Origin of the sequence: Citrobacter sp. UYEF32, assembly GCF_040546205.1 — a bacterium.
GTDB lineage: Bacteria > Pseudomonadota > Gammaproteobacteria > Enterobacterales > Enterobacteriaceae > Phytobacter > Phytobacter diazotrophicus.
This window is the reverse complement of record NZ_JBEPNI010000005.1, coordinates 171,802-198,565: the sequence shown is the minus strand read 5'-3', so window position 1 is coordinate 198,565 and position 26,764 is coordinate 171,802. Positions and strand designations below refer to the sequence as shown.

The 26,764-nt window shown below is 57.3% G+C and carries 22 protein-coding genes; 20 read left to right on the top strand and 2 right to left on the bottom strand.

Annotated features, from left to right (window positions below):
• The first annotated feature begins 136 nt into the window (after window positions 1-136).
• The gene (locus tag ABIB59_RS15515; RefSeq protein ID WP_354036356.1) at window positions 137-1,588 is read left to right on the top strand and encodes an MFS transporter; all 1,452 of its coding nucleotides are present in this window, start codon (window positions 137-139) and stop codon (window positions 1,586-1,588) included.
• Window positions 1,585-3,057 (top strand): amidase, encoded by a 1,473-nt coding sequence (locus tag ABIB59_RS15510; protein ID WP_354036077.1) that lies wholly within the window; start codon window positions 1,585-1,587, stop codon window positions 3,055-3,057. Before ABIB59_RS15515 ends, ABIB59_RS15510 begins: the two co-directional genes overlap by 4 nt.
• An 87-nt stretch (window positions 3,058-3,144) precedes the next feature.
• Here the strand turns inward: ABIB59_RS15510 and nifJ are convergent, their stop codons facing one another.
• Complete coding sequence (gene nifJ, locus ABIB59_RS15505) at window positions 3,145-6,657, bottom strand: pyruvate:ferredoxin (flavodoxin) oxidoreductase (RefSeq protein WP_354036075.1); 3,513 nt, start codon at window positions 6,655-6,657, stop codon at window positions 3,145-3,147.
• Between the two features lie 414 nt (window positions 6,658-7,071).
• Here nifJ and nifH point away from each other — a divergent pair, with 414 nt between their 5' ends.
• The 14 genes from nifH (at window position 7,072) to nifM (ending at window position 20,281) form a co-directional block, all read left to right on the top strand.
• The gene (gene nifH, locus ABIB59_RS15500) at window positions 7,072-7,953 is read left to right on the top strand and encodes a nitrogenase iron protein (RefSeq protein WP_039078970.1); all 882 of its coding nucleotides are present in this window, start codon (window positions 7,072-7,074) and stop codon (window positions 7,951-7,953) included.
• 25 nt (window positions 7,954-7,978) lie between these two features.
• The gene (nifD, locus tag ABIB59_RS15495; RefSeq protein WP_039078969.1) at window positions 7,979-9,427 is read left to right on the top strand and encodes a nitrogenase molybdenum-iron protein alpha chain; all 1,449 of its coding nucleotides are present in this window, start codon (window positions 7,979-7,981) and stop codon (window positions 9,425-9,427) included.
• A gap of 55 nt (window positions 9,428-9,482) precedes the next feature.
• Entirely contained in the window at window positions 9,483-11,045 is a 1,563-nt protein-coding gene (nifK, locus tag ABIB59_RS15490) for a nitrogenase molybdenum-iron protein subunit beta (protein ID WP_354036073.1), read from the top strand.
• A gap of 43 nt (window positions 11,046-11,088) precedes the next feature.
• Entirely contained in the window at window positions 11,089-11,307 is a 219-nt protein-coding gene (nifT, locus tag ABIB59_RS15485; RefSeq protein WP_039078967.1) for a putative nitrogen fixation protein NifT, read from the top strand.
• Between the two features lie 10 nt (window positions 11,308-11,317).
• Window positions 11,318-11,977 carry a NifB/NifX family molybdenum-iron cluster-binding protein gene (locus tag ABIB59_RS15480; protein ID WP_039078966.1) on the top strand — a complete coding sequence of 220 codons (660 nt, stop codon included), beginning with the start codon at window positions 11,318-11,320 and terminating at the stop codon, window positions 11,975-11,977.
• A gap of 177 nt (window positions 11,978-12,154) precedes the next feature.
• Window positions 12,155-13,528, top strand: a complete 1,374-nt coding sequence (nifE, locus tag ABIB59_RS15475; RefSeq protein ID WP_354036070.1) for a nitrogenase iron-molybdenum cofactor biosynthesis protein NifE — start codon at window positions 12,155-12,157, stop codon at window positions 13,526-13,528.
• Between the two features lie 10 nt (window positions 13,529-13,538).
• A complete protein-coding gene (gene nifN, locus ABIB59_RS15470; protein WP_108701257.1) occupies window positions 13,539-14,921 on the top strand; it encodes a nitrogenase iron-molybdenum cofactor biosynthesis protein NifN in 1,383 nt (460 codons plus the stop codon).
• Window positions 14,908-15,372 carry a NifB/NifX family molybdenum-iron cluster-binding protein gene (locus ABIB59_RS15465; RefSeq protein ID WP_039078963.1) on the top strand — a complete coding sequence of 155 codons (465 nt, stop codon included), beginning with the start codon at window positions 14,908-14,910 and terminating at the stop codon, window positions 15,370-15,372. The genes nifN and ABIB59_RS15465 overlap by 14 nt, the downstream gene beginning before the upstream one ends.
• Before the next feature lie 198 nt (window positions 15,373-15,570).
• Window positions 15,571-16,398, top strand: a complete 828-nt coding sequence (gene nifU, locus ABIB59_RS15460; RefSeq protein WP_354036060.1) for a Fe-S cluster assembly protein NifU — start codon at window positions 15,571-15,573, stop codon at window positions 16,396-16,398.
• A 34-nt stretch (window positions 16,399-16,432) separates the two neighbouring features.
• The gene (gene nifS / locus ABIB59_RS15455; protein WP_125124634.1) at window positions 16,433-17,635 is read left to right on the top strand and encodes a cysteine desulfurase NifS; all 1,203 of its coding nucleotides are present in this window, start codon (window positions 16,433-16,435) and stop codon (window positions 17,633-17,635) included.
• A gap of 12 nt (window positions 17,636-17,647) precedes the next feature.
• Window positions 17,648-18,790 (top strand): homocitrate synthase, encoded by a 1,143-nt coding sequence (nifV, locus tag ABIB59_RS15450; RefSeq protein ID WP_039078960.1) that lies wholly within the window; start codon window positions 17,648-17,650, stop codon window positions 18,788-18,790.
• Between the two features lie 2 nt (window positions 18,791-18,792).
• Complete coding sequence (locus ABIB59_RS15445) at window positions 18,793-19,050, top strand: nitrogenase-stabilizing/protective protein NifW (RefSeq protein ID WP_071194320.1); 258 nt, start codon at window positions 18,793-18,795, stop codon at window positions 19,048-19,050.
• On the top strand, window positions 19,047-19,490 hold the full coding sequence (locus ABIB59_RS15440; RefSeq protein ID WP_354036058.1) for a nitrogen fixation protein NifZ: 444 nt from the start codon (window positions 19,047-19,049) through the stop codon (window positions 19,488-19,490). Before ABIB59_RS15445 ends, ABIB59_RS15440 begins: the two co-directional genes overlap by 4 nt.
• Window positions 19,487-20,281 (top strand): nitrogen fixation protein NifM, encoded by a 795-nt coding sequence (gene nifM / locus ABIB59_RS15435; RefSeq protein ID WP_354036056.1) that lies wholly within the window; start codon window positions 19,487-19,489, stop codon window positions 20,279-20,281. The genes ABIB59_RS15440 and nifM overlap by 4 nt, the downstream gene beginning before the upstream one ends.
• 452 nt (window positions 20,282-20,733) lie before the next feature.
• Here the strand turns inward: nifM and ABIB59_RS15430 are convergent, their stop codons facing one another.
• Window positions 20,734-21,264, bottom strand: a complete 531-nt coding sequence (locus ABIB59_RS15430) for a flavodoxin (RefSeq protein WP_039078957.1) — start codon at window positions 21,262-21,264, stop codon at window positions 20,734-20,736.
• A gap of 357 nt (window positions 21,265-21,621) precedes the next feature.
• On the opposite strand from ABIB59_RS15430, the gene nifL reads away from it, so the two are divergent.
• From nifL to ABIB59_RS15410, 4 genes are all read left to right on the top strand, one after another.
• Entirely contained in the window at window positions 21,622-23,109 is a 1,488-nt protein-coding gene (nifL, locus tag ABIB59_RS15425; protein WP_110295279.1) for a nitrogen fixation negative regulator NifL, read from the top strand.
• Entirely contained in the window at window positions 23,106-24,677 is a 1,572-nt protein-coding gene (nifA, locus tag ABIB59_RS15420; protein ID WP_107222758.1) for a nif-specific transcriptional activator NifA, read from the top strand. Before nifL ends, nifA begins: the two co-directional genes overlap by 4 nt.
• 167 nt (window positions 24,678-24,844) lie before the next feature.
• Entirely contained in the window at window positions 24,845-26,245 is a 1,401-nt protein-coding gene (nifB, locus tag ABIB59_RS15415) for a nitrogenase cofactor biosynthesis protein NifB (RefSeq protein WP_354036053.1), read from the top strand.
• Entirely contained in the window at window positions 26,242-26,745 is a 504-nt protein-coding gene (locus ABIB59_RS15410) for a nitrogen fixation protein NifQ (RefSeq protein WP_354036051.1), read from the top strand. Before nifB ends, ABIB59_RS15410 begins: the two co-directional genes overlap by 4 nt.
• The last annotated feature ends 19 nt before the right edge of the window (window positions 26,746-26,764 follow it).

Below are 26,764 nucleotides of genomic sequence, written 5' to 3'. Positions count from 1 at the left end.
ACGAAGTGAATATTTACCGCAGGGAAATCTCATCTCAAACAAAAAACAAATTATATAATAAAAACAGACAATTAAATTTAATCATATTATTTTCTTATTCGCTTAGCCTGCCGTGAGTGCATACATTTTTTAAACACTGCCTTCGCCTAATTGTGATAGTGAGCGGATCTGCGCCCTGTTATATGTCTGCTATGTCTTTTCACGTTTCACTTCGCCTGAACACATTGAGGAAGGCCATACGATGACAAACGAAATAAGTCATAGCGCGATAAAACCCAAAGCATCACGCAAAGAAGTGGTGGCTGTTGTGCTTGGCGCTGCGGTTGAATTTTTCGATTTCAGTGCTTATGCCACCTTTGCCGTGATGATCGGCAATATTTTCTTCCCCTCTGATAACCCCTTCACCAGTCTTTTATTGTCGGTCTCTGTATTTGGTATCGGCTTTATTGTCCGCCCGCTGGGCGCCATATTTATTGGCAGCTATGCCGACCGTGTAGGACGTAAACCGGCGATGCTGCTCACCATGGTTTTTATGACCATCGGCACCGGCGGGCTGGTCTTTCTGCCCGGTTATGAAACGATTGGCATGGCGGCCCCTATCCTGCTGGTGATTGTCCGCATGCTGCAAGGGCTGGCCTGGGGTGGCGAAGCTGGCCCCGCGACGACCTTTATTATGGAGGCGGCGCCAGAAGGCAAACGGGCCTTCTACACCAGTTGGCAAATTGTCGCCCAGGGGCTTGCAGGTATCAGCGCCGGGGTGATTGGTTATACGCTGACGGTCATCCTGACGCCGGAGCAACTGTCGGCCTGGGGCTGGCGCGTGCCTTTTGCTTTTGGACTGATCATCCTGCCCATTGCCATCTACCTGCGCCGTAACCTTAACGAGACTTTCACTACTGAGAACAGCGACGCCAGCAAGTCCACCGGCAGTCTACTCGGTGACGTGATGCGTAACTACCGTGGCCTGATTCTGGTGGGTATTTTTATTCTTTCAGGCAGTACCATTACGCAATATTTCCTCAATTACATGACCACCTATGCCCTGAAAGAGCTGGCTTTTGCGCCAGGCACGGCCATGGCGTCGACCATTCTTATCGGCGTGTGCGTGGTGGTGTTTTCCCTGGTGGGTGGCTGGATGGCGGACCGCTTCGGGCGCAAGATGACCATTATCGCGCCGCGCCTGATTCTGCTGCTCTTGCTGCTACCGGGCCTTGAGATGATCAATGCCTGGCGCAGTGAAGGCGTTTTCTTTGCCATCATCACCCTCTTTGCCGCTCTGCAATGTATCAGCGGCGCCGGCGTGCTGGTGGTGCTGTGCGAAAACTTCCCGCGCTATATCCGCTCAACCGGTTTTTCCATCGCCTTTGCCTTTGGCATCACCCTGTTTGGCGGGACGGCGCAAATTGTCTTCTCGTGGCTGATTAAATGGACCGGCGACCCGGTTTCCCCAGGCTACTACCTCATCGCCGCCAATATCCTCTGTCTGGTGGCGACACTGATGCTCAAAGAACGTGCCCCTCATAAGGCCACCCGCCGCCTCAAAGCGCCGCAGGGCAAGATCCAGTTTGCGAAGGAGAAATCACAATGAACACCGTACTGAGCTGGGATGAGTGGGCCGCCTGCGACGCCACGGCGCTGGCAGAACTGGTCGAGCGCGGCGACGTCAGCGCCCGTGAACTGGCGCTACAGGCACAGGCCGCGACGCTGCGGGTTAACCCGCAAATCAATGCTGTCGTGGAACTGTTTGATGATGCCATCAACCAACCGGAAACCGACGGCACCTGTCTGGAGGGCGCGTTTAAAGGGGTTCCCTTCCTGATGAAAGACTTAGGGCCGGGGGTAAAGGGGCGTTTGCAGGAGCAAGGTTCCGCGTTTATGCGTGGCAATCGTCCGGATGAAGACGCCTTTTTGACCACGCAAATTCGCCATGCCGGGCTTAATATTATTGGCCGCAGCGCCACGCCGGAGTTTGGCGTCTGCGGATCGGCGGAAAACCCGGCGATTTACGTAACGCGCAGCCCGTGGAACCCGCAATACACCACCTTTGGCTCCTCTGCCGGAGCATGCGCATCGGTGGCCGCCGGGGTTATTCCCCTCGCCCATGCCACCGATGGCGGTGGCTCCATTCGCATACCGGCGGGGGCCAATGGGCTTGTTGGCCTGAAAAGTAGTCGGGGCGTCTTTTCAATTGGCCCGACACTGTCGGATATCACCGGGTATGTCTCAACGCAAGGCTGTGTGAGCCGCAGCTTGCGCGACACGGCCCGCTTTGTCGATAGCTGCCGGGGCGGCGCGCCGGGCGAGTTTATGCCTTACTGGCAGCCCCCGCAGACCTATAGCGAGATGATCACTCGCGATCCCGCGCCGCTGCGTATTGCCGTGTCCCACGAATGGGGTAATTACCGCGCAACGCCGCACTTTGTCGAAGAACTGGAGAAAACGACGCGCCTGCTTGAGGAGCTGGGCCATCAGGTGGAATGGGTGACGCCAGATATCCCCTTCGAAGAGGCCTTTGCCGCACAGACCGCCTGCTATATCAGCAATTTTGCGCAGTTTATTCAGCGGCTGCTGGAGAAAAACGATCTTAGCGTCCCGCCGGAGGATAAAATCGAGCCGATGAATATCCGCATCTGGCAAAAAGGGATTGATATGTCCTACAGCGAGCGCTGGAAAATGCAGGATGCGTTTAACCAGATCTCCCGCAAGCTGGGGGCATTTTTCCAGACATGGGATCTGATCCTGACACCGACATTTTCCAAACCGACGCCGCTGCTCGGCGAGAAAAAGTACCTGACGCTCAGCGATAATCCGGACGTGATGGACTGGTTCTATTCCCTGTGGGATATCTTCTCCTACACCCCGCTTGCCAGTTTAACCGGCACGCCCGGTATTTCGTTGCCGCTGGCCTGGCAACAATCCGGCTTGCCGCTCGGCATGCATTTCCAGACGCGCCAGGGTAACGACGGGCTGCTGCTGCAACTGGCGGCCCAGCTTGAGCGCGCCTCCGGCGGGCGATTTATCAGCAACACCACGCCGCAGGTGCATGTCACGCGCTAATCTATTGCAGGCAAAGAAAAGGCCGGAGCGCATCACTGACGCTCCGGCCTTTTTTGTTTCTGCCCGGCAAAAACCGGGCCGCTTCTCTTACTCTCCGGCCAGCCGCTTGTACTGGGCGTAGCGGTCTTTGGCATCCTGCTCGGTCTGGGCAAACAGCGTATCGGCTATATCCGGCGAGGTACGTCCCAGCGAGGCATAACGCACTTCCCCCATCAGGAAGTCACGGAAACTCTCTTCCGGCTCTTCCGAATCGAGAATAAACGGGTTTTTCCCTTTCGCCAGCAGTTGCGGATTATAGCGCCAGAGGTGCCAGTATCCGGCCTCTACCGCGCGCTTCGCCTCGCTGATACTGCGCCCCATCCCCGCTTTCAGACCGTGGTTAATACAGGCCGCGTAGGCAATCACCAGCGACGGTCCCGGCCAGGCTTCGGCTTCGGCAATGGCGCGGAGCGTCTGGGCTTTATCGGCCCCCATCGCCACCTGGGCGACATACACATTGCCATAGCTGACGGCCATCATTCCCAGATCTTTTTTGCGCGTCCGTTTGCCTTCGGCGGCGAACTTGGCAATGGCAGCCACCGGTGTGGATTTCGATGACTGGCCGCCGGTATTGGAATAGACCTCGGTATCAAACACCAGAATATTCACATCCTCACCGGAGGCCAGCACATGGTCGAGGCCGCCAAAGCCAATGTCATAGGCCCAGCCGTCCCCACCAAAAATCCACTGCGAGCGCTTGGTGAAGTAGTCCTGATTTTGATACAGGCGATTAAGCAGGTCATCGTCGCCCTTTTCAGCCGCCAGCAGCGCGCTCAGTTTTTCCGCCCGCGCGCGGGTACCTTCACCGAGATCTTTGTTCTCCAGCCAGTCGCGCAGCGCCTGTTGCAAATCCGGATGGAGCGGTTTTTCCAGCACGCTGGCCGCATCACTGGCCAGTTGTTCACGGATGGCGCGGCCTCCCAACATCATCCCCAGACCAAACTCGGCGTTATCTTCAAACAGTGAATTTGCCCAGGCCGGCCCCTGGCCTTTATGGTTTGTGGTCCACGGGATGGACGGTGCGCTGGCCCCCCAGATAGACGAACAGCCCGTGGCGTTGGCAATCATCATCCGGTCGCCGAAAAGCTGAGTAATCAGGCGCGCATACGGGGTTTCGCCGCACCCTGCGCAGGCGCCGGAGAACTCCAGTAACGGGGTTTCGAACTGACAGCCTTTGACCGTGGCTTTGCTGAACGGGTTCTCTTTGGGCGTCAAGGCCAGCGCGTGATCCCACACCGGGATCATCGGGCGCTGGCTGTCGAGGGGTTGCATCGCCAGGGCTTTGCCTTTCGACGGGCAAATATCCACGCAGTTGCCGCAGCCAGAGCAGTCGAGCGGTGAGATAGCCAGATGATATTCATAATGTTTGGCCCCCTGCGCGGGCTTGCTCAGCAACGCAGCAGGGGCCACTTCGCGCTCTTCACTGCTCAACAGCGCCGGGCGAATGGCCGCGTGCGGGCAGATAAAGGCGCACTGGTTACACTGGGTACAGCCTTCTGGCTGCCAGACCGGCACCTGCATAGCGATACCGCGCTTCTCCCAGGCGGCGGTACCGGGCGGGAATGTCCCGTCTTCCATACCCAGAAAAGCGCTGACGGGCAGTCTGTCGCCGTTCTGGCGGTTCATCGGCTCAAGGATATTGCGAATAAAGTCCGGCATCAGTTTGCCGTCCTCTTTCTCCTCCTCTTCTGCATACGCCCAGTGGTCGGGAATGATAATCTCCTGCAGCGCATCCATCCCCAGATCGATAGCGGCATTGTTCATATCCACCACGTTCTGCCCTTTGCTGCCATAGGATTTTGCCACCGCTTTCTTAAGGTGCGCCGAGGCGGTTTTGGCATCAATAATGTCGGTCAGTTTAAAAAAGGCCGCCTGCATCAACATATTAAAACGCCCACCGAGGCCGAGTTTACGTGCAATATCGACCGCGTTCAGGGTGTAAAACCGCACCCCCTGGCGGGCAATAATGCGCTTCATTTTATTGGGCAGATGGCGCTCCACCTCTTCGCCAAACCAGGTACAGTTGAGCAGGAAAATCCCGCCCGGATTGATGCCATCGAGAAGATCATATTTATCGACATAAGATTGCTGTGAACAGGCAATAAAATCGGCGTTATGAATCAGATACGGCGAAGTGATCGGGCGCTTACCAAAGCGCAGATGCGACAGGGTTATCCCACCGGATTTTTTCGAATCGTAGGCAAAATAGGCCTGCGCGAACATCGGCGTGTTATCACCGATAATTTTGATGGCGTTCTTATTGGCGCTGACCGTACCGTCGGAACCCAGCCCCCAGAATTTACAGGCGGTGATACCTTCACGGGAGACGTGAATGTCATAAACCGGTACCGGCAGCGAGGTGTGGGTAACATCGTCAAAAATCCCCACCGTAAAACCATCCATCGGCAGCGGTTTTTTCAGGTTTTCGAACACAGAAACAATGTGGCCTGGCAGAACATCTTTACCCCCCAGCGCATAGCGGCCACCAACAATCAGCGGTGGGTTTTCGTGATGATAAAAGGCATTTTTGACATCCAGACACAGCGGTTCCGCCTGGGCGCCCGGCTCTTTGGTGCGGTCGAGCACGGCAATGCGCTTCACGCTGGCGGGGATCTTCGCCATAAAATGGGCCAGCGAGAAAGGCCGGAACAGATGCACGGAAACCAGGCCGACTTTTTCACCGCTGTCGATCATCGCATCCACCACCTCCTGGATGGTGTCGCACACTGACCCCATCGCAATAATGATTTGCTCAGCATCCGGCGAACCGTAGTAATCGAACAGGTGGTATTCGCGCCCGGTGATACGGTAAATCTCCGCCATATACCCTTCGACAATCTCCGGCAGCGCCTGATAAAAGCGGTTGGAGGCCTCGCGTTCCTGAAAGTAGATGTCCGGGTTCTGCGCCGTGCCGCGAATGACCGGGTGATCCGGGTTTAAGGCATTACGGCGAAACTGGTTGAGCGCCTCCTGATCCAATAACGGCGCCAGCTCTTCATGTTCCAGCACCTCAATTTTCTGGATTTCATGCGAGGTACGAAAGCCGTCAAAGAAGTTGATAAAGGGCACGCGGCCTTTAATCGCGGCGAGGTGCGCCACCGCCGACAGATCCATCACCTGCTGGACATTGTTTTCCGCCAGCATCGCGCACCCGGTCTGGCGCACGGCCATGACATCCTGGTGATCGCCAAAGATATTCAGCGAGTTGGTCGCCAGCGCCCTGGCGCTGACATGAAACACCCCCGGCAACAGCTCGCCCGCAATCTTATACAGATTGGGGATCATCAACAGCAATCCCTGTGACGCGGTATAGGTTGTGGTCAGCGCTCCCGCCTGCAATGCGCCGTGTACGGCCCCTGCCGCACCGGCTTCTGACTGCATCTCCATCAGACGCACCGGTTGACCAAACAGGTTTTTCTTACCCTGTGCCGTCCATTCGTCGACGTTTTCCGCCATCGGTGTTGAGGGGGTGATGGGATAAATCGCCGCAACATCAGTAAAGGCATAGGAGATCCAGGCCGCCGCAGCGTTGCCATCCATCGTTTTCATCTTTCCGGACATTTCTCGTTCCTCGAATGTGAGAGGCAAAGTCGCCGCCCGCTGACGGCAAACCGTAGTACCCCTGCATTGCACAGCCTGTGCCATATCGGGAAAACGTAATATCTGCGTTCAAATTCAAGGTATTAACTAAAAGTCCTGACTTGCGAGTCTTCCGACATTGCGCGGAATAAGACAGGCAGTCCGACATCCTGTTGAACAGCTAACAAAGTGTCAGCGCCGCCACAGCAGCGGCGGGTGCGGCGGCGAATTGTCCTGTTTCCAACAATTGGTCTGCATATTGTTCAGTGTTTGTTTTGCCACCCACAGAGGCGAAAAATATAAAAATCACTAAATACAATCAATTATAGGTTCTGGCACGGCTGGTATGTTCCCTGCACTGGTTAATGGGCAAACACACAAACAGGAGAACACACCATGACCATGCGTCAATGCGCCATTTATGGCAAAGGTGGGATCGGCAAATCCACCACCACGCAAAACCTCGTCGCCGCTCTCGCGGAAATGGGTAAAAAAGTGATGATCGTCGGCTGCGACCCGAAAGCGGACTCCACCCGTCTGATCCTGCATGCGAAAGCGCAGAACACCATTATGGAGATGGCCGCCGAAGTGGGTTCAGTGGAAGACCTTGAACTGGAAGATGTGCTGCAAATCGGTTACGGCGGCGTGCGTTGTGCAGAATCCGGCGGCCCGGAGCCAGGCGTGGGTTGTGCAGGCCGCGGCGTTATTACCGCCATTAACTTCCTTGAAGAAGAAGGCGCCTATGTCAGCGACCTCGACTTTGTCTTCTATGACGTCCTCGGTGACGTGGTCTGCGGCGGGTTCGCCATGCCGATTCGTGAAAACAAAGCGCAAGAGATCTATATCGTCTGCTCCGGGGAAATGATGGCGATGTATGCCGCTAACAACATCTCCAAAGGCATCGTGAAATACGCTAAATCCGGCAAGGTACGCCTGGGCGGGCTGATTTGTAACTCCCGTCAGACCGACCGCGAAGATGAACTGATCATCGCGCTGGCAGAAAAACTGGGCACCCAGATGATTCACTTTGTACCACGCGACAACATCGTCCAGCGCGCGGAAATTCGCCGTATGACGGTTATCGAATATGACCCGAAATGCAACCAGGCCGACGAATACCGCGCGCTGGCGAACAAGATCGTCAACAACACCCTGATGGTCGTCCCGACCCCTTGCACCATGGATGAACTGGAAGAGCTGCTGATGGAATTCGGCATTATGGATGTGGAAGACGCCAGCATCATCGGTAAAACCGCCGCCGAAGAAAACGCGGCCTGAGCCGCCTTGTAACAGGAACACAGTTATGAGCAATGCAACAGGCGAACGTAATCTGGAAATTATCCAGGAAGTGCTGGAGATCTTTCCCGAAAAAACGCGCAAAGAACGCAGAAAGCACATGATGGTGACCGACCCGGAGATGGAAAGCGTCGGGAAATGCATCATCTCTAACCGCAAATCGCAGCCGGGTGTGATGACTGTCCGCGGCTGCTCCTACGCCGGATCGAAAGGCGTGGTTTTTGGGCCGATTAAAGATATGGCCCACATCTCCCACGGCCCGATCGGCTGTGGGCAGTACTCCCGTGCCGGGCGGCGCAACTACTACACCGGGGTCAGCGGCGTTGATTCCTTCGGGACGCTGAACTTTACCTCTGATTTTCAGGAGCGCGATATCGTCTTCGGCGGCGATAAAAAGCTCACCAAACTGATTGAGGAGATGGAGGAACTGTTCCCGCTGACCAAAGGCATCTCCATTCAGTCGGAGTGCCCGGTTGGCTTAATCGGTGACGATATCGAAGCGGTGGCGAATGCCAGTAAAAAAGCGCTCAACAAGCCGGTGATCCCGGTGCGTTGCGAAGGCTTTCGCGGCGTGTCGCAGTCGCTCGGTCACCATATCGCCAACGACGTGATCCGCGACTGGGTGCTGGATAACCGCGAAGGGAAGCCCTTCGAATCTACCCCCTATGACGTGGCCATCATCGGCGATTACAACATCGGGGGGGATGCCTGGGCGTCGCGCATTCTGCTTGAAGAGATGGGGTTACGCGTGGTGGCGCAGTGGTCCGGCGATGGCACGCTGGTAGAGATGGAAAACACCCCGTTCGTCAAGCTGAACCTGGTGCACTGCTACCGCTCTATGAACTACATCTCTCGCCATATGGAAGAGAAACACGGTATCCCGTGGATGGAGTACAACTTCTTCGGCCCGACCAAAATCGCCGAATCGCTGCGTAAGATCGCCGATCAATTTGACGACACCATTCGCGCCAATGCGGAAGCGGTGATCGCCAAATATCAGGCGCAGAACGACGCGATTATCGCCAAATACCGCCCGCGTCTCGAAGGCCGCAAGGTGCTGCTCTATATGGGTGGCCTGCGTCCTCGCCACGTGATTGGCGCGTATGAGGATTTGGGCATGGAGATTGTCGCCGCCGGGTATGAATTTGCCCATAACGACGATTACGACCGCACCCTGCCGGACCTCAAAGAGGGCACGCTGTTGTTCGACGATGCCAGCAGTTATGAACTGGAAGCCTTCGTGAAGGCGATTAAGCCGGACCTCATTGGCTCAGGCATCAAGGAAAAATACATTTTCCAGAAAATGGGGGTACCGTTTCGCCAGATGCACTCCTGGGATTACTCCGGCCCGTATCACGGCTATGACGGCTTTGCCATCTTTGCCCGCGATATGGACATGACGCTCAACAATCCCGCCTGGGGCGAGTTGACCGCACCCTGGCTGAAATCAGCCTGAATACTATCCTGACATCCCGTTTGTTCACCGATTTGTGGCGCGGGAGGAGAACATCATGAGCCAAACTGCTGAGAAAATTGTCACCTGTCATCCGCTGTTTGAACAGGACGAATACCAGACGCTGTTTCGCAATAAGCGCGGTCTGGAAGAGGCGCACGACCCGCAGCGCGTGCAAGACGTTTTTGAATGGACCACCACGGCGGAGTATGAAGCGCTGAACTTTAAGCGTGAAGCGTTAACCGTCGATCCGGCAAAGGCCTGCCAGCCTTTAGGATCGGTACTCTGCTCGCTGGGTTTTGCCAATACGCTGCCTTATGTGCACGGTTCCCAGGGCTGTGTGGCCTATTTCCGCACCTATTTTAACCGTCATTTCAAAGAGCCGATCGCTTGCGTTTCCGACTCTATGACAGAGGATGCGGCGGTCTTCGGCGGCAACAACAACCTTAACACCGGGTTGCAAAATGCCAGCGCCCTGTACAAACCGGAAATTGTCGCCGTCTCCACTACCTGTATGGCGGAGGTCATCGGCGATGACCTGCAGGCCTTTATCGCCAACGCCAAAAAGGACGGGTTTATCGATGCCGCCATTCCGGTGCCCTACGCCCATACGCCAAGTTTTATCGGTAGCCACATCACCGGCTGGGACAACATGTTTGAAGGTTTCGCCCGGGCATTTACCGCCGATCACGTGGCGCAACCGGGCAAACTGGCGAAGCTAAACCTGGTGACCGGTTTTGAAACCTATCTTGGCAATTACCGCGTGCTCAAACGCATGATGGCCCAGATGGAGGTGCCCTGTAGCCTGCTGTCTGACCCGTCTGAGGTGTTAGATACGCCAGCCGACGGCCACTATCGCATGTATGCGGGCGGCACAACGCAACAAGAGATGCGCGACGCCCCCGATGCTATCGACACCCTGCTGCTGCAACCCTGGCATCTGGTGAAGAGCAAAAAAGTGGTGCAGGAGTCCTGGGGCCAGCCCGCCACAGAAGTGTCCATCCCAATGGGACTGACCGGGACCGACGAACTGCTGATGGCGGTCAGTCAGTTAACCGGCAAACCGGTGGCCGATGAGCTGACGCTGGAGCGTGGGCGCCTGGTGGACATGATTCTCGATTCACACACCTGGCTGCACGGTAAGAAATTCGGTCTCTACGGCGATCCGGATTTTGTGATGGGGCTGACGCGTTTCCTGCTGGAACTGGGCTGCGAGCCGACGGTTATCCTCTGTCATAACGGTAGCAAGCGCTGGCAGAAAGCGATGAAGAAAATGCTTGAGGCATCGCCCTACGGTCAGGAGAGCGAAGTGTTCATCAACTGCGATCTGTGGCATTTCCGCTCGCTGATGTTTACCCGCAAACCGGACTTTATGATCGGCAACTCGTACGCCAAATTCATCCAGCGTGACACGCTGGCGAAAGGCGAACAGTTTGAAGTTCCGCTGATCCGTCTTGGCTTCCCGTTGTTCGACCGTCACCACCTGCATCGCCAGACCACCTGGGGTTATGAAGGGGCGATGAATATCGTCACCACCCTGGTCAACGCCGTGCTGGAAAAAGTCGACCGCGACACCATCAAACTGGGCAAAACGGACTACAGCTTCGACCTTGTCCGCTAACCATAATGCGCCCCGCCTTGTGCGGGGCAGCAAGGGGGAAACGATGCCAATAGTGATATTTCGTGAGCGCGGGCCGGATCTGTGGTGTTACATCGCCAAACAGGACCTTGAGGCAAAAGTCATCGCGATTGAACATGACACCCCGGATAACTGGGGTGGCGCTATTTCTCTGGAGGGGGGACGCCAGTATATCGTCAGCCTGCAACCTGGACGCCCCACCTTCCCCATCAGCCTGCGCGCCACGCGCGGCGCACTTTTGTGAAGGAGGTCAGATGAACGATAACGATGTCCTTTTCTGGCGCATGCTGGCGCTATTTCAGTGTCTGCCGGAACTGCAACCCGCGCAGATCCTGGCCTGGCTGACAGGAGAACGCGACGACGCCTTAACCCCGGCGTACCTCGATAAGCTCAATATCCGCGAACTGGAAGCGACCTTCCCGTCTGAAACGGCGATGATGTCGCCCGCACGCTGGAGCCGCGTTAACGCGTGCCTTCACGGTACGCTGCCCGCACACCTGCAGGTAAAAAGCACCGCTCGTCAGGGGCAATTACGGGTAGCCTTTTGTTCACAGGATGGATTGCTGATCAATGGTCATTTTGGTCAGGGGCGGCTGTTTTTTATCTACGCCTTCGATGAACAGGGCGGATGGCTGCACGCGTTACGCCGTCTTCCCTCAGCCCCGCAAACCCAGGAGCCGAATGAAGTTCGCGCGCAGCTCCTGAGTGATTGCCACCTGCTGTTTTGTGAAGCCATTGGCGGCCCTGCGGCGGCCCGGCTGATTCGTCACAATATCCACCCGATGAAAGTGTCGCCAGGGATGTCCATTGCCGCCCAGTGCGATGCCATTACCGCACTGCTGAGCGGACGTCTGCCACCGTGGCTGGCAAAACGTCTTGAGAAAGCCAACCCGCTGGAAGAGCGGGTATTTTAATCGGCGATCCCCTGCGTCTGACCTGCGGATGCAGGGGGCCTTTCCCCGTTGTCCTCAATACGCCAATTGTCTGCTTTGTCGTAAACCTGACAGAGTATTCCCTTTAAAAATCAATAACTCATTCCTGGCTTGCGAATTGCAACATTGGGCACAGCCCACCAAGTCAATGAGGTCACTATGAAGGGAAATGACATTCTCGCGCTGCTGGATGAACCCGCCTGCGAACACAATCACAAACAGAAATCCGGCTGTAGCGCCCCTAAACCCGGTGCAACGGCGGGCGGTTGCGCGTTCGACGGCGCGCAAATCACCCTGCTGCCGCTGTCGGATGTGGCGCACCTGGTCCACGGACCGATTGGCTGCACGGGAAGCTCCTGGGATAACCGGGGCAGTATGAGCTCCGGCCCCAGTCTCAACCGGCTCGGCTTTACCACCGACCTGAACGAACAGGATGTGATCATGGGGCGCGGCGAACGGCGACTTTTCCACGCGGTGCGCCACATCGTCAACCGTTATCACCCTGCCGCCGTGTTTATCTATAACACCTGCGTTCCGGCGATGGAGGGTGATGATATTGACGCCGTCTGTCAGGCGGCGGAAACCGCCACCGGCGTGCCAGTGATTGCCGTTGATGCCGCCGGGTTCTATGGCAGCAAAAACCTTGGCAACCGTCTCGCGGGTGAAGTGATGGTTAACAAGGTCATTGGACGGCGCGCGCCTGCCCCCTGGCCGGACATTACCCCCTTTGCGCCGGAACACCGCCACGATATCGGCCTGATTGGCGAATTTAATATCGCCGGGGAGTTCTGGCACGTTCAGCCGCTGCTCGATGAGCTGGGTATTCGCGTGCTGGGCAGCCTTTCCGGGGATGGCCGTTTTAGTGAAATCCAGACCCTGCACCACGCGCAGGTCAATATGCTGGTCTGCTCAAGAGCGCTGATCAATGTTGCCCGCACCCTGGAACAGCGCTATGGCACCCCCTGGTTTGAGGGCAGTTTTTACGGCGTACGCGCCACCTCCGATGCCCTGCGTCAACTGGCATCCCTGCTTGGCGACAGCGATCTGATTGCCCGCACCGAAGCCGTTATTGCCCGCGAAGAAGCCACGGCAAATCAGGCGCTGGCCCCGTGGCGCGAACGGCTACAGGGGCGCAAAGTGCTGCTCTATACCGGTGGGGTGAAATCTTGGTCGGTGGTCTCCGCATTGCAGGATTTAGGGATGACCGTCGTGGCGACTGGCACGCGCAAATCCACCGAAGAAGATAAGCAGCGTATTCGCGAATTAATGGGCGATGACGCGCTGATGCTGGAAGAAGGCAATGCCCGCACCCTGCTGGATGTGGTGTACCGCTACCAGGCGGATTTGATGATCGCCGGGGGGCGTAACATGTATACCGCGTACAAAGCGCGGCTGCCGTTTCTGGATATCAACCAGGAGCGCGAACACGCCTTTGCGGGTTATCGCGGCATCGTCACCCTCGCCCAACAGCTTTGCCAGACCATTGAAAGCCCCGTCTGGCCGCAAACACACGCCCGCGCGCCGTGGCAATAAGGAGTGAAAGATGGCAGATATCATCCGTAATCAGAAACCGCTGGCGGTAAGCCCGGTAAAAAGCGGCCAGCCGTTAGGCGCCATTCTGGCGAGCCTCGGCTTTGAGCACAGTATTCCGCTGGTGCACGGTGCGCAGGGATGCAGCGCGTTCGCCAAAGTGTTTTTTATCCAACATTTTCATGACCCGATTCCGCTGCAATCCACGGCGATGGACCCCACCTCAACGGTCATGGGGGCGGACGGCAATATCCTTACCGCGCTCAATACGCTGTGCCAGCGCAACACCCCGAAAGCCATCGTCCTGTTGAGTACCGGCCTGTCTGAAGCGCAGGGCAGCGATATCAGCCGCGTGGTACGTCAGTTCCGTGAGGATTTTCCCCGCCACAAAAATATCGCCCTCCTGACGGTCAACACCCCGGATTTTTACGGCACGCTGGAGAACGGCTTTAGTGCGGTGGTGGAAAGCGTCATTGAACAGTGGGTACCGGAAAAGCCTCAGCACGGCCTGCGTAACCGGCGGGTCAACTTGTTGTTAAGTCACCTGCTGACGCCCGGTGATGTTGAGTTGCTGCGCAGCTACGTGGAGGCTTTTGGCCTGCAACCGGTGATCGTGCCGGATCTTTCGCAGTCGCTGGATGGTCACCTGGCAAGCGGCGATTTTTCGCCGGTCACCCAGGGGGGGACGCCCCTGCGTGTTATCGAACAGATGGGACAGAGCCTGTGCACGTTTGCTATTGGCGTGTCGCTGTCCCGTGCGGCATCGCTGCTGGCACAGCGTAGCCGTGGCGAGGTGATCGTGCTTCCCCATCTGATGACCATGGAACATTGTGACCGTTTTATTCATCAACTGAAGATCATTTCCGGGCGCGAGGTTCCCGCCTGGATTGAGCGCCAGCGCGGGCAATTGCAGGATGCGATGATCGATTGTCATATGTGGTTGCAGGATACCCGGCTCGCGCTGGCCGCCGAGGGCGATCTGTTGGCGGGCTGGTGTGATTTCGCCCGTAGCCAGGGCATGCTCCCCGGCCCCGTTGTGGCGCCGGTCAGCCAGCCGGGCCTGCAACAGCTTCCCGTGGAGAAAGTGGTCATTGGCGATCTGGAAGACATGCAGGATTTACTCTGCGTTATGCCTGCTGACCTGCTGGTCGCCAACTCCCATGCCGCAGACCTGGCCGAACAATTCTCCATCCCGCTGATCCGCGCCGGGTTCCCTATCTTCGACAGGCTTGGGGAATTTCGTCGCGTGCGTCAGGGATACCCCGGCATTCGCGACACACTGTTCGAGCTGGCGAACCTGATGCGCGAACGTCATCACCACCTGCCCGTCTACCGCTCCCCCCTGCGCCAGCAATTTGCCCAGGACGCTGACGGAGGCCGCTATGCAACATGTTAATCGCCAGTTCAGCACCATCTGTTCCGGTGAATGGTCGATGAAAGTCGCCTTCGCCAGTTCCGATTACCATCACGTGGATCAGCACTTTGGCGCTACGCCACGCCTGGTGGTGTATGGCGTCAAAGAAGATGATGTCACCTTGCTGCGGGTCGTGGATTTTACCGTACTGGCTGGCCATCAAACAGAGAAGATAACCAGCCGCATCAGCGCGCTGGAAGATTGCGTCACCCTTTACTGTGTGGCGATTGGCGAAACGGTATTTCGGCAACTGCTGCAAATAGGCGTGCGCGCCGTTCGCGTGCCCGAAGACACGCCGATTGTCGGCCTGCTACAGGAAATCCAGCACTACTGGTATGACAAAGAACAGCGCAAAAGCACGCGGCTTCGCGATCCCAATCGCTTTTCGCAACTGCTGCTGGAAAGTCAGTGGCAGGACGACGATGAACGCTAAAGATTGTGTCGTTTCTGCGACAAACCTCACATAAACCACGACATTACGCGTGGGCTTATGTGAGGAGGAATTATTAACCCACTGAAAAACATCATTTTTACGCTCTGGTACTGCTTTTGCTTAATCTTCATACCCGCTGTTGATTAACGCGGTGAATTGCGCCCTGCGCTGTCCGTCATAATCCTGGGAGCTGAGAGCATGTGGAACTATTCCGAGAAAGTGAAAGATCATTTTTTTAATCCCCGTAATGCCAGGGTGGTGGCAGAGGCCAATGCGATTGGCGATGTAGGTTCGATAAGCTGTGGCGACGCCCTGCGCCTGATGCTGCGGGTCGATCCGCAAAGCGAAACCATTCTGGAGGCCGGTTTTCAGACCTTTGGCTGCGGTAGCGCCATCGCCTCCTCGTCGGCATTAACGGAACTGATCATTGGCCGCACGCTGCAAGAAGCGGAACAGGTGACCAACCAGCAAATCGCCGATTATCTCGACGGGCTGCCGCCGCAAAAAATGCACTGCTCAGTGATGGGCCAGGAAGCGTTGCGTGCGGCAATCGCCAACTACCGGGGCGAAACCCTCGATGACGATCATGAAGAAGGCAAACTTATCTGCAAATGCTTTGGCGTAGACGAAGGCCAGATTCGCCGCGCGGTATTGACCAACGGCCTGACCACCCTTGAAGAGGTGATCAACTACACCAAAGCGGGCGGCGGCTGCACGTCCTGCCACGAAAGTATCGAACTGGCGCTGGCAGATATTCTGGCCGACAAGCAGACGGCTCCGGCTGTCGCGGTGGAGGCGACAAAAGATCCGCACTGGCAAGAGGTGATCGACGCCATTACCGAACTGCGCCCGCACATCCAGGCCGACGGCGGGGATATGTCGCTGATTAATGTCGCGAATCATAAAGTGACCGTCAGCCTTTCCGGTAGCTGTAGCGGCTGCATGATGACCGACATGACGCTGGCCTGGCTACAGCAGAAATTAATGGAACGTACCGGCTGTTTTATGGAAGTCGTAGCGGCGTAAGCCACACCTCACTATCCGTTATGGGGGAATAAAGATGAAACAGGTTTATCTGGATAATAACGCCACCACCCGTATCGACCCGATGGTGCTGGAGGCGATGATGCCGTTTTTGACCGAACACTACGGCAACCCTTCTTCGATTCATGACTTTGGTCTGCCCTCGCGCGGGGCGCTGGAGCGTGCGCATCAACAGGTCGCCGCCCTGCTTGGCGCCGATCACGCCAGTGAAATCATTTTTACCTCCTGCGCCACGGAAGCGACCTCGACGGCGCTGCATGCCTGCATTGAACTGCTGCCGGAACGCCGTGAAATCATCACCACCACGGTGGAACACCCGGCGACACTGGCGGTCTGCGAACACCTGGAGCGCCAGGGTTATCTGATCCACCGTATTGCGGTCAATGCCGAGGGTGCGCTCGATATGGCGCAGTACCGCCAGGCGCTCAGCTACCGGGTGGCGGTGGTCAGCGTGATGTGGGCCAACAACGAAACCGGGGTGATTTTCCCGGTGGCAGAGATGGCGGAGCTGGCCCATGAATACGGTGCGCTGTTCCACTGTGACGCGGTTCAGGCGGTAGGGAAAATTCCGCTGGCGGTCGGTAAAACCGCTATCGACATGCTCTCCTGTTCCGCGCATAAACTGCACGGCCCGAAAGGCGTCGGCTGCCTCTATTTGCGTCGCGGCACGCGTTTTCGTCCGCTGCTGCGTGGCGGCCATCAGGAGCGTGGACGGCGCGCCGGTACGGAAAATATTGCCGGGATTGTCGGCATGGGCAGTGCGTGTGAACTGGCACAGGTTCATCTGCCCGGTATGGGCGAAATTGCCCGGCTCCGCGACTATTTGCAGGACGAACTGGTCAATAGCGTGCCGTCGGTGATGGTCATGGGCGGCAAACAGCCACGGGTGCCGGGGACCGCGAATCTGGCGTTCGAGTTTATTGAAGGCGAAGCCATTTTGTTACTGCTCAACCAGGCGGGGATCGCCGCGTCCAGCGGCAGTGCCTGCACGTCAGGCTCTCTTGAACCGTCGCATGTGATGCGCGCAATGAACATTCCCTATACCGCCGCTCATGGCAGCATTCGCTTCTCCCTGTCACGCTACACGCGGGAAAAAGAGATTGATTACGTCATCGCCACGTTGCCGCCGATTATCGCCCGGCTGCGGATGCTCTCCCCTTACTGGCAGGACGGTAAACCGCTCCCGGCGACGTCCTCATTTGCGCCGGTTTACGGCTAAACGGAGGCGGCTATGGCCAGTGTGCTGATTAACGACACAACGCTGCGCGACGGCGAACAAAGTCCTGGGGTGGCATTTCGCGCCAGTGAGAAAGTCGCCATCGCCGAGGCGCTGTTTGCCGCAGGCGTTACGGCGCTTGAGGTGGGAACACCGGCAATGGGTGACGAAGAGCGTACCCGTATCCAGCTTGTCCGTCGCCATTTACCGGATGCGATACTGATGTCCTGGTGTCGCATGAACGCCGGGGACATCCGCCAGAGCGCCGATCTGGGCATGGACTGGGTGGATATTTCGATTCCGGCATCCGACAAACTGCGGCAGTACAAATTACGTGAACCGCTGGCGGTGCTGCTTGACCGCCTGGAGAGTTTTATCGGTATGGCGCGCACGCTGGGGCTGGCGGTCTGCGTCGGCTGTGAAGATGCGTCGCGCGCGGATGACGACACGCTTCGCCAGATAGCAAGTGTCGCACAGCGGGCAGGCGCGCTGCGTTTACGTTTTGCCGATACGCTGGGGCTGCTGGACCCGTTCGCGACGGACGCGTCTATACGTTCGCTACGGAGCTACTGGAACGGTGACATTGAGATGCACGCTCATAACGACCTGGGGCTGGCCACCGCCAATACGCTGGCGGCCATCCGCGCCGGGGCAACCAGCGTGAATACCACCGTGCTGGGGCTGGGTGAGCGCGCGGGGAATGCCGCACTGGAGACGGTCGCCCTCGGTGTGCACCGTTGCCTGGCGCTTGAGAGTGGCGTCGATTTTAGCCAGTTGCCCACCCTCTGCCAGAAGGTCGCCGAGGCCGCCCAGCGCCCTATCGACGCGCAACAACCGCTGGTTGGCGAACAGGTCTTTACCCATGAATCCGGGGTGCATGTCGCCGCCTTGTTGCAGGACAGAGAGAGTTATCAGGCGATTGATCCGGCACTGATGGGCCGGGAATATCGTCTGGTACTGGGAAAACACTCTGGCCGCCAGGCGGTGGACGGCGTCTTTGCGCGTATGGGGTATCCCCTTAATGCGCTGCAAATCGACGTACTGCTTCCGGCCATTCGCCGCTTTGCGGAGAGCTGGAAGCGTACCCCGAAAGATTATGAACTGATCGCCATTTACGATGAGTTATGCGGTGAGCCGATACGCCAGGTGGGAGGATGAATATGCAGTGGTTTTATCAGATTCCCGGTGTCGATGAGCTGGAGAGCGCTGAATCCTTTTTTGATTTTTTTTCCGTCCCGTATGAGCCCGCCGTGTTGCGAAGCCGCTGCCTGCTCGTGCTGAAAGCCTTTCACCATAAACTGCGCGACAACGTCCCGCTGCGTAATCTGCTGGAAGAGGACACACGCGCGCCGTGGCTGCTGGCCCGGCGGCTGCTGGCAGAGAGCTACCAGCAACAGATTAGCGGAGGTGGGCAATGACTCCGATCTTTACCTTTGGCGATGAGGTGCGTGTGACGCGGGCCATTCGTAATGACGGCACCATGCCCGGCTATACACGCGGCCAGTTGCTGGTTCGGCGTGGCAGTACCGGGTTTGTTCGGGAATGGGGCGTGTTTTTGCAGGATCAGATTATCTACCAGATCCACTTTCTCGACGGTGACATCATGGTTGGCTGCCGTGCGCAGGAGCTGATCCCGGCAGGCCAGCCCTGGGATGCCGGGATGCTGCAATTCGGCGATCCTGTCACCGCCTTACAGCCCCTTTCGATCAATGGCGCGGTGGTAGTCAGCGCCGGCGCAATGGGTCAAATCGAAGCTACCGATCAGGGGGATGACGGCAACAGTTACACCGTCACCTTTTCCGGACGCTGGTTTCAGGTACCCGCCAGCGCCCTGCGCTTAGCGGAGGAGATTGCATGAGTACAGCCTGGGAGCAATTCGGCCGGTGGCGTCTGGCGAAGAGCCGCTGGAAGTGCGAGCCGCAGGAAATTCCCGCCGGTGAAAAAGCGGCCTTTGAACAGGCGTGGCGTCGACAGCGTTTTCTGGAACAGAGTGTCGTTCAGCAGGCCCGTGATTTACCGGTCACCGACGACCTGTTACAGCGCATTGGATCGTCGCTCGCAGAGTTACTCGCTGAGAGTGCGCTTAGCGGTGAAGAGCGCCTGGCGGTGGTGCGTCATCATGCGCTGATGGAGCTGCAATTTGCGCGGATCACCGGGCAGGCACCTAAACCTGATGACCTGGCCGTGCTCGCCTGGTATCAGCGTAATCAGGAAAAATTCAGGCGCCCGGAGCAGCGGTTAACCCACCATCTGCTGCTCACCGTTGATGACGATAGCGAGAGTGTGCGCCGCCAGGCGATGCAGTTTTACCGGGACATTCAGGCCGCACGTGAGGTATTCCCCCGCCTGGCAAAACGCTACTCCCACTGTCCGAGTGCCTTAGAAGGTGGGCGGTTAGGCTGGATCAGTCGCGGTTTGCTGTATCCCGCGCTTGAATCCGCCCTGTTTGCCTTGCCGGAAAACGGTATCGCCGCGCCGGTGGAAACGGAGCTGGGCTGGCATCTTGTCTGGTGTGAACGTATTCGCGCGCCTCAGGCGTTGCCACAAACAGAGGCGCTGGAAAAAGTACGGGCCTTTTTATGGCGCCAGCATCAGCAGCAGCGGCAACAGACCTGGTTAAAGCAGTTGATGGCCGGGATGGCGGATTGAGTGCGCTGGTTTCTGAGTTTACGCGTTTTTAAGAACCCTGTAGATACTTAGAACGTCTTCAACCTTTTTAGCCACGGCTGACTCGTTTTCCCGCATAGCAACCATAGCGACATCTTTGTGCCCCCTGGCACAGAGCGTGAACGCAGTGCGAAGCACCGATTTCTTTGCGGGGCCGCGGGGATTGTAAAGGGGAACGCGGTGTTCCCCTTTACCCGTTCACGTGTCGGGAGGTCCATTTCGCCATGAACATACGGTGATCGGAACCCACCTCCCGAGCCTCATTTTCCCCCTCACCCTGGCCCTCTCCCTCAGGGAGAGGGGACCGATCGTGCTCGCATTTTGTGTGGGGATCCCTCACCCCGGAGGAGAGGGAGAAAACCGGTTCTTTCTGGATTTTTTAATAATACAAGCCGGATAAGGCGCGCCAGGCGCCGCATCCGGGAGAAAACCGCTTACAGGATCTGCGGCTTAATCTGCTCCAGCCACGACGCTACCCGCTCTTCTGTTAAATCAAACTGATTATCCTGATCCAGCACCAACCCGACAAACTTCCCGGCTTCAAGTGCGGCGGAAAAGGAAAAATCATACCCGTCGCCTGGCCACTCACCGACAACCTGCGCGCCACTGCCCACCACCGCGTCATAGAGGGGGCGCAACGCGCTGGCAAAGTTATCCGGATATCCCTGCTGATCGCCAAGCCCAAATAAGGCAACAATTTTACCGCTCAGATTGGCATCAGCCAGTTGATCGATAAACTCCCCCCAGGATTCATTTTCACACCCGGCGGCAAGCCCCGGCAACTGCCCGTCCCCCAGCGTTGGCGTACCGAGAACCAGCACCGGGTACGACAAAAACGTCTCCAGCGACGTGCGGTTAATATTTACCGGCGCATCCGCCACATCCCCCAGTTTTTGCTGGATCAGTTTGGCGATTTTGCGGGTTTTTCCCGTGTCACTGCCAAAAAAAATACCAATGTTAGCCATGTCGCGCTCCTGTTGAGAAAGAATAAGGCCGCCTGCAAACGGCGGATATCCCTTCTCCTGTTGCGAAGGCTGTGCCAGGTTTTTTTAAGGCCTTCTGTGCACTGAAATGGGTGAAAAAATGACTCTTTTTTGTGCAGGCACCGTCCTCTCTCCGCTATCCAGACCTGCTTTGAAGGCCTGTGAGGGCCAAATCAGGGCCAAAACACGAATCAGGATCAATGTTTCGGCGCGTTACCTGTTCGAAAGGTGCACTCTTTGCATGGTTAATCACACCCAATCAGGGCTGCGGATGTCGGCGTTTCACAACACAAAATGTTGTAAATGCGACACAGCCGGGCCTGAAACCAGGAGCGTGTGATGACCTTTAATATGATGCTGGAGACCAGCGCACCGCAGCACATTGCGGGCAACCTCTCACTTCAACATCCCGGACTGTTTTCCACGATGGTTGAACAGGCTCCGATCGCGATTTCGCTGACCGACCCGGACGCGAGGATTCTGTACGCTAATCCGGCCTTTTGTCGCCAGACCGGTTATAGCCTGGAAGAGCTGCTCAACCAGAACCATCGCATACTGGCAAGCCAACAGACGCCGCGCAGCATTTATCAGGAACTGTGGCAAACGCTGCTGCAACAGATGCCCTGGCGCGGTCAGCTCATCAATCGCCGTCGGGATGGCAGCCTTTATCTGGCTGAGGTCGATATCACCCCGGTCGTCAACAAACAGGGCGAACTGGAACACTACCTCGCCATGCAACGTGATATCAGCGCCAGCTATGCGCTCGAACAGCGATTGCGCAATCACACCACCATGAGCGAGGCGGTGCTGAACAACATTCCTGCCGCCGTGGTGGTGGTCAACGAGCAGGACCAGGTGGTCATGGACAACCTCGCCTACAAAACCTTCTGTGCCGACTGCGGTGGCAAGGAGCTGCTCACCGAACTGGATTTCTCCCGGCGCAAAAGCGATCTCTATGCCGGGCAAATACTGCCTGTGGTGCTGCGTGGTGCCGTGCGCTGGCTCTCTGTCACCTGCTGGACCTTGCCGGGGGTGAGCGAAGAAGCCAGCCGCTACTTTATTGATACCGCGCTGCCCCGCACCCTGGTGGTGATCACCGACTGCACCCAGCAACAACAACAGGCTGAACAGGGCCGTCTCGATCGTCTCAAACAGGAGATGACCACCGGGAAGCTGCTGGCCGCGATCCGTGAATCGTTGGATGCCGCGCTGGTTCAGCTAAACTGCCCCATCAATATGCTGGCGGCGGCGCGACGTCTCAACGGTGAAGATAACCATAACGTGGCGCTGGATGCCGCGTGGCGCGAGGGGGAAGAGGCGCTGGCCCGCCTGCAACGCTGCCGCCCTTCTCTCGATCTGGAAGAGAGCGCGCTGTGGCCTCTGCAACCGCTGTTTGACGACCTGCGCGCCCTTTACCATACCCGCTATAACAATGGTGAAAATCTGCACGTTGAAATGGCCTCTCCGCATCTGGCGGGGTTTGGTCAGCGCACGCAGATCCTTGCCTGTCTCAGTTTGTGGCTGGACCGTACGCTGGCCCTCGCCGCCGCGCTACCGGACAGAACGCTGCATACCCAGCTTTACGCCCGTGAAGAGGATGGCTGGCTGTCCATTTGGCTGACAGATAATGTGCCGCTCATCCATGTGCGATACGCCCACTCCCCCGATGCCCTGAACGCCCCCGGCAAAGGGATGGAGCTGCGGTTGATTCAAACCCTGGTTGCCCATCATCGCGGCGCAATAGAACTGACTACCCGTCCTGAAGGCGGTACTTGCCTGACCCTGCGATTCCCGTTATTTCATTCACTGACCGGAGGCCCACGATGACCCAGCGACCCGAGTCGGGCACCACCGTCTGGCGTTTTGATCTCTCACAGCAATTTACCGCCATGCAGCGCATCAGCGTGGTGTTGAGTCGCGCAACCGAGATAAGCCAGACGCTGCAGGAGGTGCTGTGTGTTTTGCATAATGACGCGTTTATGCAACACGGCATGCTGTGTCTGTATGACAACCAGCAGGAAATTCTGAGTATTGAAGCCTTGCAGGAGGCAGACCAACATCTGATCCCCGGCAGCTCGCAAATTCGCTATCGCCCTGGCGAAGGGCTGGTAGGAGCCGTACTGTCCCAGGGACAATCTCTTGTGCTGCCGCGTGTCGCCGACGATCAACGCTTTCTCGACAGGCTTGGCATCTATGATTACAACCTGCCGTTTATCGCCGTCCCCTTAATGGGGCCAGGCGCGCAGACGATTGGCGTGCTCGCCGCGCAGCCGATGGCGCGTCTGGAGGAGCGGCTTCCTTCCTGTACGCGCTTTCTGGAAACCGTCGCCAATCTGGTCGCACAGACAGTCCGGCTGATGACCCCGCCTGCCGCCGCCACACCGCGCGCCGCGATTGCCCAGACCGAACGCCAGCGCAACTGTGGCACTCCTCGCCCCTTCGGCTTTGAGAATATGGTGGGCAAAAGCCCGGCCATGCAGCAGACAATGGACATTATCCGCCAGGTTTCGCGCTGGGATACCACGGTACTGGTGCGCGGCGAAAGCGGCACCGGTAAAGAACTTATCGCCAATGCTATTCATCACAACTCCCCTCGCGCCGCCGCGCCCTTTGTGAAATTTAACTGCGCGGCGCTACCGGATACGCTACTTGAGAGCGAATTGTTCGGCCATGAAAAAGGGGCGTTCACCGGCGCGGTTCGCCAGCGTAAAGGACGTTTTGAACTGGCCGATGGCGGCACACTGTTTCTTGATGAAATTGGCGAAAGCAGCGCCTCGTTCCAGGCCAAACTGCTGCGTATTTTGCAGGAGGGTGAAATGGAGCGCGTTGGTGGCGACGAAACCCTGCGCGTCAATGTGCGTATCATCGCCGCCACCAACCGGAATCTGGAAGAAGAGGTACGGATGGGCAATTTCCGCGAGGATCTCTATTATCGCCTCAACGTAATGCCCATCTCCCTGCCCCCGCTGCGTGAACGTCAGGAGGACATTGCCGAGCTGGCGCACTTTTTGGTGCGCAAAATCGCCCATAACCAGGGGCGTACGCTGCGCATCAGTGATGGCGCCATCCGTCTGCTGATGGGTTACAACTGGCCCGGTAACGTGCGTGAGCTGGAAAATTGCCTGGAACGTTCGGCAGTGATGTCAGAAAACGGCCTGATCGACCGCGATGTGGTGCTCTTTAACCACCGTGAAAACACGCCTAAACTCGCTATCGCCGCCGCGCCAAAAGAGGATAGCTGGCTTGATCAAACGCTGGATGAACGTCAACGGCTGATTGCCGCGCTGGAAAAAGCCGGGTGGGTGCAGGCCAAAGCGGCGCGTCTGCTGGGTATGACGCCCCGTCAGGTCGCCTATCGGATACAAATTATGGATATCAGCATGCCCAGGATGTGACGGCTCACTTTGTGACATTCAGCACATTGTCAGCCAAACGCCACATTTACGACAAACAACGACGAACAACGCTTTTATAACGTCATATTTTTCAATTAATTACATTTTATGTGAGCGGTACGGGTTTTGCAGCAGGAAGACATGACTACGCAAATTAAGGAGCGATCATGACTTCCTGCTCTTCCGCTACTGGCATGGGTTGCCAGGCGCCTGGTGAACCCTTAACTGATTTTATCGCCAACAAAGTGGCATCACACCCCTGCTACTCTCGTAGCGGTCATCACCGTTTCGCCCGCATGCACCTGCCGGTCGCCCCTGCCTGCAATTTGCAGTGTAACTACTGCAACCGAAAATTCGATTGCAGTAATGAATCCCGCCCCGGCGTCTCCTCGTCGTTGCTTACTCCCGAACAGGCAGTGGCGAAAGTACGCCAGGTCGCGACGGCAATTCCTCAACTGTCGGTGGTGGGGATCGCCGGTCCCGGTGACCCGCTGGCGAACATTGGTCGCTCCTTCAAAACACTGGAACTGATCCGTGAACAGCTACCGGATTTGAAGCTGTGTCTGTCGACGAACGGCCTGATGCTGCCCGATGCCGTTGACCGGTTGCTGGAGGTCGGCGTTGACCACGTCACCGTGACCATCAACACCCTCGATCCTGATATCGCCGCGCAAATCTATGCCTGGCTGTGGCTGGACGGTGAGCGCTACAGCGGTCGCGAAGCCGGAAAGCTCCTCGTGGCCCGCCAGCTTGAAGGGGTGCGCAGACTGACGGAAAAAGGTGTGCTCGTGAAGATCAACTCGGTGCTGATACCCGGTATCAACGATCATTCTCTGGTGGATGTCAGCCGGACATTGCAGCAATACGGTGCCTTTATTCATAACATTATGCCGCTGATTGCCCGACCAGAGCATGGCACCGTTTTTGGCCTCAACGGTCAACCTGAGCCGGATGCGGCGATGCTTGCCGCCGCTCGCGAGCAGTGTGGCGAGGTGATGCCGCAAATGACCCACTGCCAGCAGTGCCGCGCGGATGCGATAGGTATGCTGGGCGAAGATCGCAGCCAGCAATTTCTGTTTACGCCGACAGAAACGGCGCCCCAACCCTGGCTGCCGACATTACAAAAACGCGCCAGGCTACACGCCAGTATCGCCACGCAGGGGGAGTCAGACGAAGCGGATGCCTGCCTGGTCGCGGTCGCCTCCACGCGGGGAGACGTAATTGACTGTCATTTTGGTCATGCGGATCGTTTTCGTATCTACAGTCTTTCCGCTGCGGGTGTTGTTCTGGTGAATGAGCGTTTTACCCCCAAATACTGCCAGGGAAGCGACGAATGTGAACCCCAGGACAGTGAAGCACGTATGGCGGCGATCATGGCGCTGCTGGCGGATGTAAAAGCCGTTTTTTGCTCACGTATTGGCTACGGTCCCTGGCAGCAACTGGAGGCACAGGGTATTGAGCCTTGCGTTGATGACGCGTGGCAACCGGTCCTCCCGACGCTTGCGCGCTGGTGGGAAAAGGCGCGTCAACAGTGGCAACAAGCCGATTGTCACAAGGGGGTGGCATGACCCCCATCGCGCGGCACTACTGGCTTGATCGCCTGGTACATCTCTATGCGCAGGGTGAAGGTTGTTACCCCTTGCAGATGGGGCTTTCCGACGACCACTGGCTGGCGCTCAGCGCGCACAATACCGCGCCGTCGGATGTGGTTTTGCGGCGTACGTTGATGTCGGAGCTGATCGCCAGCCGTAAAGAGGAACGAACGCAACTGGCCGATTGGCTGGCATGCCATATGTTGCCGGGAGCAGAGCCGATGCATCAGATCATTGCCAGTGTGTCGCTGGCATTCAACCATCTGTGGCAGGATCTCGGGCTGAGTTCGCGTGAGGAATTGCGCGAACTGATGACCGACTGCTTTCCGCAACTGGTGGAGATGAACAGTGAAAATATGCGCTGGAAGAAGTTTTTCTATCGGCAGCGCTGTTTACAGACAGAAGGAGAGCTCATTTGTCGCTCGCCCAGTTGCGACGCCTGTTGCGAACGGCAGCTCTGTTTCGATACGTATTAGCCCTTCTGGCCCTGCCCCC